The following is a 14,836-nucleotide window of genomic DNA, read 5'->3' as shown; positions in this document are numbered from 1 at the left end:
TAGGGGGCGTCATGGCGAAGCCAACACAAGCTCCCAAATCGCAAGGCCTTGATCCACGACTGTATTGTGATTATTCAAGGTTAGTGCGAATTCAGGCTCAAGCTGAGTCGTTTTCACTGTTACCTCATTTAAAAGCGGGCAGCGTACTTTCGGGCAGACATAACTCTTTGTTCCGTGGTCGTGGTTTGAACTTCGAAGAATTACGTCATTACCAATTGGGTGATGATATCCGTAATCTCGATTGGAAAGTTACGATGCGAACGGGTAAGCCTCATGTTCGTAGCTATACCGAAGAGAAAGACCGTAATGTGATGATCTGTGTCGATCAGCGCAGTTCGATGTTCTTTGCGTCTCAAAACACCATGAAATCCGTTGTGGCTGCCGAAGTGGCGGCACTGTGTGGGTGGCGAGTGCTTAAAGATGGTGATCGTGTCGGCTTCGTTTTAGCGTCACACCAAAAGCTCTTTCATACCAAAGCGCAGCGTTCACAGTCTGATTTATTGGCTCAGTTAAAGCATCTTACCAAGGCTAATCAAAGCTTAGACGTGAGTGTGAGTGACAGCGAGGGTGTTGGTTTTAGCCAGTGGATTGAACTGATCAAGCGAATGAGACTCAAGCAATCAACCTTGATATTCATTAGTGACTGGCGAGACTGCCGAGAACAACATCTCGATCGACTAAAGCAGTTACAGCAACACAACGATATCTTGGCCATTATGGTCACCGACCCATTAGAACAGTCATTGCCTCAAGATCTTGCAAGCGCAAACTGGGTGGTGGGTGATGGTCGCTTTCAACTTAATCTGGATAGCCAATCTAAGGTAAACCTCGCGAGTGAAAGTCTTGCTCAAAAAGCGGCACTGCAGAAACAGTCCCTTGCTAAATTGATGGCGATGAAAAACCTCCCTTATATAGAATTAGACACGTCGGGCAATCACATATCACAGCTGCAGAAGCTAGTGGGAGGGCGCTAAATGGCTGTTGGTACCTATATCCTCCGCGAACTGCACGATGTAGCGATTCCTGACAGTGTGAGCTGGGCTCCTCAAACTATCGGCTGGAAGATCCTTGGCGTTATTCTGTTATTGGTCGCTATCTATCTGGCTTATCGTTTGGCGCAGAAATGGTGGAATAACCGTTATCGCAAAGAAGCGCTTCAAGAGCTCGTGCTATTGGATGCACGAGACAAGAACTCAACCGAGCGAACCTTTAAAGTTCTCAAAGTGGTGCTTCGTTACCTAGACAGCAGTAATGCAAAGCTGTTTGGACAAGCCTATGTAAACCGTCTAAACGCTTATCTGCCTGTTAGCGCCAACACGAGTGAAAACAGCAATGCGTTCTTTGCCGATGAAGTTTCGGAATTATGGATGCAAAGCCTAATTGACCCTAATGTGCGTTTGAGCTTTGAACAGCGTTTAGAGGTAATTCAAACCGCGATGATGTGGCTAAAACTTCACAAGCCGAATGTACAGGTAACGGTTGAGGGGCAAGACAATGTTTGATGTTTTATCTGCCAGTTTTGAATTTGCGCATCCGCTGTGGTTTATTGCGCTGCCTTTACCGTTGTTGGTCTACTTTGCGGTGCCAGCTTATCGAACTAAGCAAATGGCGATTAAGGTGCCATTTTTTCGAGAATTGGTAGAAGCGATTGGGGAAGCACCGTCAGAAGGTGCAAGCCAGTTAACTCCAAGCTGGTGGCAACGAACCACGCTCATTATTACTTGGGTATTGGTCGTGTGTGCGTTAGCGAAACCAACCATTCTTGGTGAGCCACAGGTTCGCGAACAATTGGGTCGTGATGTGATGGTGGTGGTCGATTTGTCTGGCTCAATGGCGGAGCAAGATTTCACTTCTAAACAAGGCGATAAAATCTCTCGTTTAGATGCGACCAAAGAGGTGTTAGCCGATTTTGCGAAAACCAGAAAAGGAGACCGACTCGGTTTGATCTTGTTTGGTGATGCAGCGTTTGTACAAACGCCATTTACCGCGGACCAAGATGTATGGCTTGAACTGCTTAATCAAACCGATGTCGCGATGGCAGGGCAAAGTACGCACTTGGGCGATGCAATTGGCTTGGCGATCAAGGTGTTTGAACAAAGTGAAAAGCAAAGTGCTGCCGTTCAAGATTCAAACGTCGACACCAACGAAAAAGAGAAAGTCGTGATCGTATTAACAGACGGTAATGATACAGGAAGTTTTGTTGAGCCTATCGATGCCGCAAAAGTCGCCAAGGCTAAAGGCGTTCGAATTCACGTTATTGCGATGGGCGATCCGCAAACCGTTGGAGAGGTTGCTCTGGATATGGAAACCATCAAGCGTGTCGCTCAAGAGTCAGGTGGCGAAGCCTTTGAAGCACTTAACCGCGACGAACTGACCAAAGCCTATGCTCAGATTGGTGAGCTTGAACCTCAGTTATATGAAAGTACCACTTATCGCCCTAAACAGGGGCTGCACCACTATTTGATGGCGATTGTTGTAGTGATGTATTTGACCGCATTCAGCTTAGCAACGATACGCCGAAGATCGCTGCTCGCTTCTTCTGTTAAGAATTTGAAAGGAGAGAGTGATGCCTGATTCTCTCACGATACAACAGTTTTTTACCCAGTTTCATTTTATCCGACCTTTGTGGTTGTTGGCCTTTATTCCGATGTTCTTCCTGTTATGGGTTCGTTGGAGAGAAGAGACCAAACCAACGTGGAAAGACATTTTACCTACACATTTACGTGATGCATTGACGATTGGCGAAACAGGCTGGCGCAAGCAACTGCCGTTGAAGCTATTGGTGGTGATTGTGACTATCGCCATCATTATCTGTTCTGGCCCAACATGGCAGCGTGAGGCTTCGCCTTTTGGTGAAGACAAAGCGTCGATGTTGGTTGTGCTTGATAATAGTGAATCTATGCTTGCTAAAGATTTGCCTCCAAGTCGCTTGGAACGATCTAAGCAGAAAATTAGAGACTTATTGGCAGCTCGCAAAGGCGGTAATACGGGCTTAGTGGTTTATGCAGGCAGCGCACACGTGGCGATGCCCATCACGCAAGACAGCAAGGTGTTTGAACCGTTTCTAGCGGCTATCACACCCGATATCATGCCTGTTTCAGGTAAGTCAGCAGAGGAAGCACTGCCACTGATTAATCAGCAACTGTCTGGTGAGTTAGGCTCTTCTGTACTGTTGGTATCAGATGGTGTAAACCCAAGCACCATTAGGGCGTACGAGAGTTTCTTTAACGACAATCCGTATCAGTTGCTCATTCTCGCCGCAGGAAACAGTAATGTGGTGAGCGATAACCCTGTCGACCTAGATTCACTGCGTAACTTAGCGAGTAAGACGGGTGGACGAGTGATTGAAGTGACCGTTGATGATTCGGATATCCAACAACTGAACAGAGCGGTTGAAAGAAACATGCAGCTCAACGGCGAATCTTCAATGCCTTGGAAAGACATGGGCTATGGACTGCTTATTCCAATGGCTTTCATTATGTTGCTATGGTTCAGAAAAGGGTGGTTGGTGCAGTGGTGTGTCGTTGGTTTGATGATCACAAGCAGCATGTATTCACCAGACACTTTGGCGAAAACAGTCAACTTAACCGCTGAGAAACCAGTTGTGGTGGAGTCGGTTACTACTTGGGACAAAACAGCTCAATGGTGGTGGGACTTATGGTTAACGCCCGATCAGCAAGGTCAACGCCTGTTGAATCAGAAAGAATATCTTCAAGCTGCCAAACATTTTACTGACCCAATGCGAAAGGGCGCGGCTTATTACTATGCTCGTGATTTTAAGCTCGCTCACAGTGCGTTTTTGCAAACCAAAACTGACCTTGGTTTGTACAATGCAGCGAGTGCGTTAGCTAGGCAGCGTGAATACCTTGCCGCACGAGACCTCTTGAAATCATTAAGTGAGAAAGAGGATCTGTCACCAGAACTAAGAACGGATGTGGAGAACAATCTTGCTGTGCTTAGTGGAATTGTCGAAGAGGTAAACCGAACCAGTGAAAGCCAGTCTGGAACCACAGATGGCCCTGAAGAATCTTTAGAACTCGAAGACGATCAGCCGCGAACGGGTGATGGCGCTGAAGAAGAAACGGTAGCGGAATTGATGCTTAAGGAAACACTTAACGCGAATGAGATTTTGGGCAGCCAAGAGCTTGCCGACAAGTGGTTAAAGCGAGTAGAAGCCGATCCTAAGTTCTTCTTGAAATCCAAATTCCAAATTCAGTTAAGAGATCCTGCGCCTTCCATCGAACAAGCGTCAAAACAGGAGCAAACGCAATGAGTCGATATGATTTAGCTCTTGAATCGATTCAAGTAAAGGTAGGGCGCTCAGAGTCCTTTAAACTAACCAAGACCTTGCTTGTGTCGATGGTTCTATTGATTAGCACTGTTTTCCCTACTTTTGTTTCTGCTGCAGATATCTTCGATCTGCAAAAAAGTGGTGACGTTGAGCTTATCGCTTGGGTAGGGGAAAAGCCAAAGTCAGGCGATAAGATAACGCCGGGCAAAGTCAGCGTAAATGAGCAGGTCATTCTGAACATTGAGGTGGCGACACCGCGCTGGTTAACGGGCGGCACTCGAATCGGCAGTATCGAAATCCCTAACGTTATCGCTAAGCAGCGTAACCAACTCGCGACGAACTACACAGAAAGAGTCGGTGGTACTACATGGTCACGTCAGCGTTGGGAAGTGACGCTTTATCCGATGACTTCCGGTGAGTTTGTTATTCCAACCGTACCGGTTCGTATCCAAGTTTCTGCTCCTGATGGTTCAAACGTGGGCGGTACGCTTTACACGCAGCCGATTAAGTTTGAAGCTTCGTTGCCTTCAGGTTTACTCGATAATGAAACGCCTTGGTTTTCTGCGACAGAAGTAGATATAGAGCAACAATGGCAACGCTCAAGTGAAGAGCTAAAAGTTGGCGATGCTATTACTCGAACTATCACGATTAAGGCAAAAGACAGCTTTTCTGTGTTGCTGCCAGATGTGCTAACCAATAAGTCCACTAAGCATTTCCAAGCTTACCCACAGCCCAACCGTTTGGATGACACTCAAGAACGTGGTGATTATCGCTCAAGCCGAGTTGAACAGACTGTATATGTGATTCAGCAGGGTGGTGAGTTTACGCTGCCAGAGTTTTCATTTCAGTGGTGGGACAGCAAAAATCAACGCCTTGAAAACGTGGTGATAAAAGGCGAAGTGTTTGAAGCCAAACACACAGTCCAATCTTTCATCAAAGCCTACATGTCGGTGTTTATTAGTGTTGGTTTGGTGTTGTTAGTCTGCATTGCGTTGATTGTTTCGGTTAAGCGTTACTACGCAAACCGCCCAACACCGAGTTGGCTGGTACTACGTCGTTTAGTTAAGCAAGGTAATTGGGCTGCATTAAGAACCTTTATCTACCGTCAATTGCGAAACCAAACCTCTCAGTTAGAACTGAATAAAGTGCAACTGGATAAAGCGCAACATGGTAAATCAAATGGACAAAAGCGTTGGCTAGAAGATAGCAAAGCCCTTCAACAAGGATGTGAAGATAAAAACGTATTCACTCGTTTATGGAAAGGGTTACGTAACTTGCCCAGTGACACATCAAACTCAAGCAATTCTCGTTCAATTGCTGCTCGCTTGAAAATCCCTAAAGCCTTGCCAGACTTAAAAGATAGAACTAAGTAGCAAACTTTAGTCATTCGCATCGAACATAATCGACAGGTTCTCTACTATGGAGAACCTGTTTCTTTAATATGGAACTGTATGAAAAGTACCGAACTAAATCTAATTCCTATATTTGTCGCTATTTATGAAGAGCAGAACTTATCTAGAGCTGCTAATCGCATGGATATAAGCCAACCAGCAGTGAGTAAAGCACTTGCAAGGTTGAGAGATATCTATGATGAGCCACTGTTTCATCGCACCACATCAGGCGTAGAGCCAACCACATTCGCTATTGATATCTATCCTGCAATGGCCGCTGCACTTAAAAACTTTACTTCTACCTTATCCGCATCAAGAGACTTCGATCCTAAAACCTCAGGCCGCGTGTTTTCCATTGCCTGCGTCTCGGCGGCGAGCTACGAAATGATGCCAAAAGTCATCCGGTTAATCAGCCAAGTCGCACCAGGTATCGCGTTAGAGGTTCATCCTCTGTTTACCGAAGACTATGAGTCTGATTTAAGGCTGCAAAGACACGACGTGATTGTTGATATGACGCCTAAAGGAAGAACCATGCTTAAGCACGAGGTGATTTCTACAGAAGAGCTGGTCGTGGTGTGTAGTAGTGATCATCCTACGGTTGGCGATACCATCGATATGGAACAGTTCTTAGCACTCGAGCATGTGGTGGTCTCTAGGTGGCATGCGCGCAAAAGCTTATTAAGCTCTGAGCACTATAGTGACCTTGAGAAACGTAGAATCGTGTATCGCGCAGCGGGCGTTGTAGAGATGCTTCCTGTTATCGAAGGCTCTGAGTACATCGGAGTAATGCCTATTTCATCAGTGCGTTGTTTTGCTGAAAAGTACGCGGTAAAAACACTACCATTACCCTTCGAGTTGGAAGACCTCGATATGTGTATGATTTGGCATCCAAGCCGTACTAATGAACCAAGCCATAAGTGGTTACGAGCTAAGATCAAAGCGGCAGCAAAAGAGTTATCAAGTTAGCCTATACAAGGACATAGCCATGGACAGCATTCGCGTGATTTTAAACGGAAAGAAAGCCAATATCCCGGAATTAAGGCAAGCCACCTTTGCGGCGAGGGACAATGATATTGACCTGCAAGTTAGAGTGACTTGGGAATCGTCGGACATGTTTCGTTTGGTAAGCGAGGCAATATGCGATGGTGTTAAGCGTCTGATTGTTGTCGGTGGCGATGGAACGGTGAATGAAGCCGTTAACGCGCTCAACCTGTTCCGTGCCAGTGAAAGACCACAACTGGCGCTTGTCCCAATGGGCACTGCGAATGATTTTGCTACCGCAACGGGAATACCTAACGATATTTCGGGTGCTTTTGAACTGGCGCTGGAAGGCAAGGCGTTTGCGGTGGATAGCGTGCGTGCGAATGACCGCTATTTTATGAATGTCGCTGCGGCGGGTTTTGGTGCTGAAGTCACAGCTGAAACGCCAGTCGAGCTTAAAGATTTTCTCGGTGGCGGTGCGTATACACTAACAGGTGTGGTGAAAGCACTTGGCTTTAAACCCTACAGTGGCACGTTGCCCATAGACAAAGGCAGCTTTACCGGCGAGATCCTTGTGGGTGCTTTTTGTAATGGTCGCTTAGCGGGTGGAGGACAAGAGTTAGCACCCAATGCATTGATTGATGATCGCTGTTTACCCAGTCGGGTATCGAGCTATCACGCGCCACCATGGCAAGGTGGGTTATCCAAGTCAGTGAGAAGTTCGCCCCGCTGTATGCGGCCTTGAAGGAGAACCTACTTCAACAAGTGGTGGTTCAGGCGGATGAAACGCCGCTCAATGTGCTCAAAGAAGAGAAGCAGTGTTATATGTGGCTTTACTGCTCAGGCGCTGACTCGCCCGAAGCGGCACTGCCGAATGTGAAAAAATCGCCTTGTACGACTATCAAAACAGTCGCGCGAGGGTGTGCCCCGTGGACTTTTTAGGTGACTACAACGGTTATCTACAAACCGATGGCTACACGGCTTATCATGGTCTGCATCACGTCACTAATGTGGGGTGCTTAACGCAAGTTCATGGACGCGAAGAAGCTTCAAGGGGAAGGTAAATCGGGCAAGGCTGATAAGGTGCTGGCTAACCCCCAAAAGCTCTACGGGATAGAATCACGCTTAAAAGGTGCGCCTGCCGAAGAACGCAAAGCAGAGCGTTAAGCGTATGCCAAGCCGATACTGGATGAGCTTTACCAATGGATGACAACCCAGAAGGTGATAGGCTCTAGCCCACTAGGCAAAGCAATAAAGTACTAGCTCGGGCAATGGCCTAAACTCATTCGTTATATCGACGATGGTCACTTATCTATCGATAATAATCGCGCTGAACGCGCAATTAAACCGCTGGTTATTGGCAGGAAAAATTGGCTGTTCTCCAACACACCAAACGGTGCTGATGCGAGCGCGATGCTTTACAGCATCATCGAGACCGCGAAAGCCAACGGTCTTATCCTCTAAGACTACATGGTCAAGTGCATGAAAGAGCTGGCGAAAGCAGAGCCTGATATCGACGCACTTCTACCTTGGACCTCTTCGGGTCAAGTCAAAACAGACCTCAACAATATTGGCTTTGGCCTCGAAACTTACGTTTGGTGCTAACTATGCCATCGGACTCTAATAACATATTTGGGTTCTTTGATGAGTTTGAAGCTTCAGAAGGAGAGTCACAGCAACCCCCTATAGAGCTGTTTCAAGAACCCGTTGAAATTTTATCAACCCTAGATAGTCAGCCAAATAAGGTACAACAAGAAGTCTTTGTGATAAATAAAAAGCGACATCCACTCACGGTAGTGAATATATGTAGGGTCACGTCCTGCATAAGCGATTTATTCAAATTTAAAGAGTGAATTAATATCGCACCATAAAGAAAAAATACTTCAAATACTCCAGAAATGAGCATGGCTGAGCATAGGGATTCTCAGGTTTGATGATACCAATATCAGGTCAGATGGCCGAACACATTTATGGGTACAACCATGAATTTAACGCATCGCTCACTCATGGTTATCGCTATCACTGTTGCTCTTTCTGCGTGGGGTAGTGATGAAACCAGCTCACGTCCTATTAAGCCAGAACCGCTTCAGACATTACCAACAGAGCAGGTTTCAGTATCCATCGGGGACGCGACTCTTTTCGCAAATAGAGAGTCTGTTGTGATCAATACCTTAGCAGGTGACGAGCAACGCGTATCCATTGAAGCGTTTAAAGGAATCACTTACGCCGATCAACAACGTTTTCAGCACAGTCACTCCGTCAATTAGAAGACAATGCTGATAGCGCTATAGATGCGACACAATTTGGCGTCGTGTGCCCACAGCTTAAAATAACCCAGCAAGAGCAATCTGAAGATTGCTTGAATCTTAATATTTGGCGTCCTTCGGAGATCAATGGTTCAGAGTCATTACCCGTGTATGTCTTTATTCATGGTGGGGACTTTGAATATGGCGCAGGTTCTGATACCGACATTAACGGTGATACCGTCGTGGCTAAAAGATACCATTCGATATACGGGTGGCGTTGGCGCTGGAAAGGCGAACCTCGATATTTTCAAAGAGTTCAGTATAGGTGCGTCGTACAACAAAACGATTCAATTCGGCACAAAAAACTCGGGAGTCGCTGCGCTTCAGCAGCTCCAGTTTCGAGTGGCAAACACACCATTGATGCTGGGTGTGAAACAGATTATTGGCCAGAGCTCGGTAGAGTTTGAGACCAGTAATGAAGATGTGAATAACGCTATCAATGGCGTTATTCAATATTTTATGGGCGAAAGCTCGGTGACCTCTGGGCTGGGTGTTGTCGCGGAATACGATAATGCGATTGATAATCGTTGGACCGTTTCTGCGTTTTATGGCCTGGGTAAAGCGACAGTAGAGGGCAGTCTGTCAGACGATGAAAGTGTCGATGCGTATGGTGCTGGATTTCGCTATCAGATAGCTTGCCGATATGGGTTACACATGGGGGTAGACCTCGCTTTTAGTGACGTTGACAGCGCGTTTTATATAACGGTTGGCAGTGGATTCTAATGATGGAAAGGTGGGTGTTAGTCAATCGATTGATTTTTCTACATGCAGCATAGTTTTCATAGCAATCATGAACTAGTATTTTTTTACAACAAACATAACAGGTATCAATATGAAAAATTACGACCCAAATGAATTGGACGCTACGCAAGTATTACTTGATGGTGTCGATACAGATAAACGTTCGACTTTGACTAAGTTAGCGGTTGGGGCTGCGGCACTGCCTTTTGCCTCTGTTTTACATGCAGCCCCTGAAAAACTGGTTGGCCAAAACATCAAACTGATGCCTAACGAGAAAGGGCCATTTGATATCGTTATCGAAAATGGCCGTGTTGTTGATCCTGAAACTGGACTCGACGCAATTCGTCACGTCGGTATTAAAGGTAAGCGTATTGCTGCAATCTCAGACAAAAAGCTGCAAGGCAAAACAATCATCGATGCTGAAGGTCTCGTGGTTGCACCTGGCTTTATCGATATGCACGCTCACGGACAACAACTTCCTGCTGCCCGTGCTCAAGCATTCGATGGCGTAACCACCGCTCTTGAGATGGAATCTGGTCTATTCCCAATCGGAACGTACTACGATATTACTGCTGCTGAAGGTCGCCCGATTAATTACGGCGCTTCTGTAGCATGGACTTACGCTCGTATTCAAGCAAAAGAACCTACGATGCCTGCTCCTGATGGTACGATTGTTTGGTTCCAGAAAGCTTTTTCTAAAAACAATTGGCAAAATACCCTAGCAACCCCAGATGAATTAAAACAAATTCTGGGCTCGGTTGAGCAAGGTCTTAAAGAGGGGGGCTTAGGCATTGGTATTAACGCGGGTTACGCACCAGGTTATGGCCACAAAGAGTACTATGATCTTGCTAAACTAGCAAAACGCTATGAAGTACCAACCTACACTCACGTTCGTTACCTAAACAGCGCAGAGCCACAATCAAGCTTTGAAGCATACCAAGAACTCATTAGCCTGTCGGCGACAACGGGTGCACACATGCACATTTGTCACCTCAACAGCACGTCAGTACAAGATATCGAAGATTGTGCCGATTTAGTTCAATCCGCCATTGATCAAGGTTTAGCCGTTACTACTGAAGCTTATCCTTATGGTGCTGGCTCTTCCGTTATTGGCGCAGAAGTTTTCCGTGGTGACGATTGGTTACAACGTTGGGGTGTACCAAGCGCTAGCTACATGGAAGCGAATGGTAAAGCACTAAACCAAGAAAAAGTCACTGAACTACAAGCATCAGCGCCCGGTACCGTGGTTGTCATGCACTTCTTAAAACCCGATGAGAACAAAGAAGATCGCGCTAAAATGGACCGTTCAGTATTATTCCCAGGTGCAGCTATCGCTTCAGATGCAATGCCTTGGATGGATGATAAAGGCGTATTAATTGAAGGTGATGTATGGCCACTTCCAAGCAACGCAATAGCTCACCCTCGCTCACTTGCTTGTTTCTCTCGTTTTATTGAAAAATATGTCGAGGAATACAAAGCGGTAACACTAGTAGAAGCGATGGAAAGAACTAGCTTAAACGCATGTCGTATTCTTGAGGATGCTGTTCCACAAATGGCAAATAAAGGTCGTATTCAAGTAGGTAAAGATGCTGATTTAGCTATTTTCAAACTTGATGAAGTAAAAGCCGTTGCAACATTTGATAAACCAAATGCCCTTTCTACAGGCATGAAATACGTACTTGTAAACGGGACACCTATCATTGAAGCTGGTGAAATGTTGTTAGATTCAAACCCAGGTGAAGCGGTTCGCAACAAAGTTACTGGCTAAGTTATCCTGACTTAAAAGGTTGGGCATTAGCTCAACCTTTTTTATTGCTTACCGAGTAAATATAGACAACGAAAATCGAAAGAGAGCATGCTATGAGCAAGAAGCCTATTCCAGTAACAATTTTAGCCGGATTTTTAGGAGCAGGGAAAACGACCCTACTAAACCATATATTAACCAATGCAAATGGAATGCGCATGGCTGTGATCGTCAATGATTTTGGATCAATCAATGTTGATGCGGAGTTAGTTAAATCTGAAAGTGAAAATATGATCAGCCTAGAGAATGGCTGTATCTGTTGTAACCTTGCAGAAGGACTAGTCGTTTCGGTAATGCGTTTACTCGCATTAGAGGAACGCCCAGACCATATTATTGTTGAAACTTCAGGTATCGCAGAACCCAAAGAAGTGGCACTTCAATTTGAAGATCCGGAACTGCAAGCACACGCACCTTTAAATGCAATCGTGACGACGATCGATGCGGAAAACATTTTAGGGCTAGAAGGCCCAATGGAGACGTTGTCGAAGCAGCAAATTCAAGTGGCTGACATTGTTCTGGTTAATAAAGTTGACCTAGTCGATGCTGATAAACTAGAGCAAGTCAAAGCATGGTGCCGAGTACAAGCTCCGTTTGCTAAATTGATTGATATTTCATTCGGCGAAGTGGATTTACCTATCTTATTTGATGCCCCTGAAAGTACGCGCTTTGTCACTAACAAAATAGCGGCTGATCAAAGGGAATGCCAGCACCATGATTGTCATGATGAGCACTGTCATCACGTGAACCATGATTTCGAAACATTCAGCTTTGAAACTGATCAACCGCTTAATCTACAAAGTTTGTATCCTCTACTGCAACAGTTTTCAATTGATGCTTATCGCATGAAAGGTATTTTAAATTTAACCGATCGTCCTGATCATCGCTGTGTATTTCAGTGCACGGGCCAGCGAGCCAATGTGACGGTTGGAGATGCATGGGAAGATGATGAATCTCGTTCGTCACGGTTAGTCTTCATTGGACCTAAAGGTGGCCTTGATAAAGAGAGTATGCGTAAAAAACTGAACGCACTGGTGGCGTAGTTAGAGCGGAAATGGAGTAGATGGCAAGCCTATCAACCTAGCGCTTGCCTATACCTAGCTTACCTCTGCCTACTTTGCATTGACTCATCCTAAGCATCCTTATCTTATTGAATTATTGGCTACTTTCGATTCTATTCGGTTTTTCCAAATCCATATTGCTCATTCCCCTCGCCATCTGAAACAAAATAGTCTTATCGATTTTCGAGACTCTGTTCATCAGTACCTTCTCAGAATCGGTTAACGTCAAAAAGCAGATAAAGACTCAATCGTGGCTTATTGGGGCGTGTTGATCAGCGATTGTTAGCTCGATGGTTAGTCCTCAATGATGGAATCAAAATGACGACTAAATATAGAATAAACCATGATTTGTCCCGCCATAATCGCGCCAAACATCAGCAAGGCGGACAGACCAATATTCGGAATGGGTAAAATGGAGGTCGCAAAGAAGGACTCACTTGCTCCGACAATGATTCGACTACCGGGGACAAGAATGATGATCCCTTGAATAATGTATATGAGTGGTGGAACGTGACGCAATTTTCCCATCCCCAACCCGTAAAGCGTAATGAGTATTGTGCTTACCCATGTACCTACAACCCAATCGGAAGTAAACCAATGTGGCCCCCACATGCCAATTGCCGCGACAGGAAGGCCTAAGAGAATTTCTGTCATACTTGCGTTGAAAATAAGGCCAATAGCGACAGAAATCCCGATCAGTGCGGTGACATGAAGAACGAATGGGATTTCATCAATAAATACCGGTACCGATAATGGTTGATTGATTATGTTGGCTAAGCCTAACCCCATAACAATGCCGATGAATATTTTCATTACTATGAGTGCGCTTTGTGCAAGCAGTTCGATACCTGACCGAAAGTCATTGAGAGCAAGACTGGCTAAGCCGTTGGTGACGGTTAACCCAGGAATAAAAAGGACAATGGAAGAAATGCACAGTGCCAATGTTGGTAAGCCGGGAACCTGTGCCGCTATCATACCGGTTAAAAAACTGGCTACTAAGGCGACAAAGAACTCGACAAGAATGCTTCTTGGCCCAGTCAGGAAAATTTGTGCTAGCCAGGCTATAGCGCCCAGAATAATGGATAAACCGACCGCCAGATAAGTACTGCCAACTAACATTAAATAACATGGCGGAAGCAATAAATTGGCAAAGCACAAGGTACGATTCGAGTAGGTTTCTGAACCTTCGTAATGGGAATGAGTCGAAAACCCTTTAAGCGTTGCGACTAAATCACGTAAGTTAACCGAGGGTGGTTTTTTGTTTTCCATCACGACTTTTTGCGTGGGTTGCTCAAAAATAGTGATGACTTTTGTCGGGGTCACATCAATAGAGACATCAATGTTCTGGCGTTTTGCATAAGCTTGAGTGTATTGAGCTACCGAGTAAGGCGCACAACCAGATTGATGTAATCGGTCCGAAAAGCTCAAAATTTCTTGCTGGCATTGTTCGATATGATTTGTTTGTTTCATTCTGTTTGTTTCTCAATCACCAAGGCGATATATGTTTGAGGGGCATTCTAATTCAATAGTATCCTCATTCAAGCGTAACCAATAGTCGTGTATAGAGGACGGGCCCCTACAAACGAACAAGGCAATGGTTAAAAAGATAGGATTCATTGAATGAGAGGTTATCAGTTTATCGTTGAGGTAAATCAGTCATTGTTGAAGCTGCAACCTCAAAAATAGATCCGCTCACGCAGCTATTTGAAGGCGTAAAACTCCAAATCCATGAGGTGATTGATTTAACTCTGAGGCTTTTAGAAAAGCTCGGTAATGAGTAAAGGAAACTAATATTTAGGAAATGGAAGCCTAAATAAGATTGATGATGAGCGTTAGAATCACAACTAGAATGGAACCGACATAAGCAATTTCAATAATGTTTGAATCAATCCAGTTGCAGTATGCTTGAATTGCTAAACTCAGTTTGTTTTTCATAATGGCCTTTGGAAAATTAACCGAAATCTACTGTAAATAATAGCTTATTATGAATGAGCTTTGATGACGGTTTCAAAGGTTCCTTAGCGCTAACAGTGTGATTGCGGCGCTCACGTATTAACAATATCGTCCCGTGGGTTCATGGGGCGGATACAGTCGATAAGGTTTAAGAGCAGAAAGTTGGGCTAAAAAAGAGCCGCTTATTTGTGGTTCATCGCGGCTTTCCAAGAAGTAGTCGGTATCTCGATACCCATACCCCATTCGCTTGATTAGTTTTATCTTGTTGTTTATCCCTTCTAGGGTGCAGGTGTTTAGCGGATAACTTGCCG

General features: G+C 45.2%; 13 protein-coding genes and 2 pseudogenes. 13 read left to right on the top strand and 2 right to left on the bottom strand.

Translation table 11 applies throughout. The features are described 5' to 3' along the window. The first annotated feature begins 11 nt into the window (after nucleotides 1–11). From AB6D93_RS16935 to AB6D93_RS16875, 13 genes and pseudogenes are all read left to right on the top strand, one after another. Entirely contained in the window at nucleotides 12–974 is a 963-nt protein-coding gene (locus AB6D93_RS16935; protein WP_065679397.1) for a DUF58 domain-containing protein, read from the top strand. After that, entirely contained in the window at nucleotides 975–1,502 is a 528-nt protein-coding gene (locus AB6D93_RS16930; protein WP_102332863.1) for a DUF4381 domain-containing protein, read from the top strand. It abuts the gene before it with no gap. After that, on the top strand, nucleotides 1,495–2,574 hold the full coding sequence (locus AB6D93_RS16925) for a VWA domain-containing protein (protein WP_102332862.1): 1,080 nt from the start codon (nucleotides 1,495–1,497) through the stop codon (nucleotides 2,572–2,574). The genes AB6D93_RS16930 and AB6D93_RS16925 overlap by 8 nt, the downstream gene beginning before the upstream one ends. Beyond that, entirely contained in the window at nucleotides 2,567–4,273 is a 1,707-nt protein-coding gene (locus AB6D93_RS16920; protein WP_102332861.1) for a VWA domain-containing protein, read from the top strand. Before AB6D93_RS16925 ends, AB6D93_RS16920 begins: the two co-directional genes overlap by 8 nt. Further along, nucleotides 4,270–5,664, top strand: coding sequence for a BatD family protein (locus tag AB6D93_RS16915; protein WP_102332860.1), 1,395 nt, complete (start codon nucleotides 4,270–4,272; stop codon nucleotides 5,662–5,664). The genes AB6D93_RS16920 and AB6D93_RS16915 overlap by 4 nt, the downstream gene beginning before the upstream one ends. A gap of 78 nt (nucleotides 5,665–5,742) precedes the next feature. Further along, nucleotides 5,743–6,648 carry a LysR family transcriptional regulator gene (locus AB6D93_RS16910; protein ID WP_102332859.1) on the top strand — a complete coding sequence of 302 codons (906 nt, stop codon included), beginning with the start codon at nucleotides 5,743–5,745 and terminating at the stop codon, nucleotides 6,646–6,648. A gap of 19 nt (nucleotides 6,649–6,667) precedes the next feature. Then, the gene (locus AB6D93_RS16905) at nucleotides 6,668–7,408 is read left to right on the top strand and encodes a YegS/Rv2252/BmrU family lipid kinase (RefSeq protein WP_102332858.1); all 741 of its coding nucleotides are present in this window, start codon (nucleotides 6,668–6,670) and stop codon (nucleotides 7,406–7,408) included. Next, nucleotides 7,309–8,268, top strand: a pseudogene (gene tnpC, locus AB6D93_RS16900) (IS66 family transposase); the annotation flags it as partial. The gene AB6D93_RS16905 and the pseudogene tnpC, both read left to right, overlap by 100 nt. 377 nt (nucleotides 8,269–8,645) lie before the next feature. Then, nucleotides 8,646–8,930 carry a hypothetical protein gene (locus AB6D93_RS16895; RefSeq protein ID WP_017062010.1) on the top strand — a complete coding sequence of 95 codons (285 nt, stop codon included), beginning with the start codon at nucleotides 8,646–8,648 and terminating at the stop codon, nucleotides 8,928–8,930. Nucleotides 8,931–8,974: 44 nt separating this feature from the next. After that, a pseudogene (locus AB6D93_RS16890) lies at nucleotides 8,975–9,097 on the top strand (carboxylesterase family protein); the annotation flags it as partial. Continuing rightward, nucleotides 9,057–9,692: a hypothetical protein gene (locus AB6D93_RS16885; protein ID WP_017064692.1), complete on the top strand. Its 636-nt coding sequence runs from the start codon at nucleotides 9,057–9,059 to the stop codon at nucleotides 9,690–9,692. The pseudogene AB6D93_RS16890 and the gene AB6D93_RS16885, both read left to right, overlap by 41 nt. A gap of 109 nt (nucleotides 9,693–9,801) precedes the next feature. After that, nucleotides 9,802–11,478 (top strand): amidohydrolase family protein, encoded by a 1,677-nt coding sequence (locus tag AB6D93_RS16880; protein WP_017062008.1) that lies wholly within the window; start codon nucleotides 9,802–9,804, stop codon nucleotides 11,476–11,478. Nucleotides 11,479–11,570: 92 nt separating this feature from the next. Then, the gene (locus tag AB6D93_RS16875) at nucleotides 11,571–12,554 is read left to right on the top strand and encodes a GTP-binding protein (RefSeq protein WP_032548688.1); all 984 of its coding nucleotides are present in this window, start codon (nucleotides 11,571–11,573) and stop codon (nucleotides 12,552–12,554) included. A gap of 312 nt (nucleotides 12,555–12,866) precedes the next feature. Here AB6D93_RS16875 and AB6D93_RS16870 read toward each other — a convergent pair whose 3' ends face one another. Then, complete coding sequence (locus tag AB6D93_RS16870) at nucleotides 12,867–14,042, bottom strand: threonine/serine exporter family protein (RefSeq protein ID WP_017064690.1); 1,176 nt, start codon at nucleotides 14,040–14,042, stop codon at nucleotides 12,867–12,869. Between the two features lie 582 nt (nucleotides 14,043–14,624). Then, nucleotides 14,625–14,836: transposase (locus tag AB6D93_RS16865; RefSeq protein ID WP_229648123.1), on the bottom strand; the 212-nt coding region annotated here is incomplete at its 5' end.

This window comes from Vibrio sp. 10N.247.310.23, assembly GCF_041467155.1.
Classification (GTDB): Bacteria; Pseudomonadota; Gammaproteobacteria; order Enterobacterales; family Vibrionaceae; genus Vibrio; species Vibrio crassostreae_C.
The sequence above is the reverse complement of the archived record's forward strand: the minus strand, read 5'-3'. Positions and strand labels throughout refer to the sequence as shown.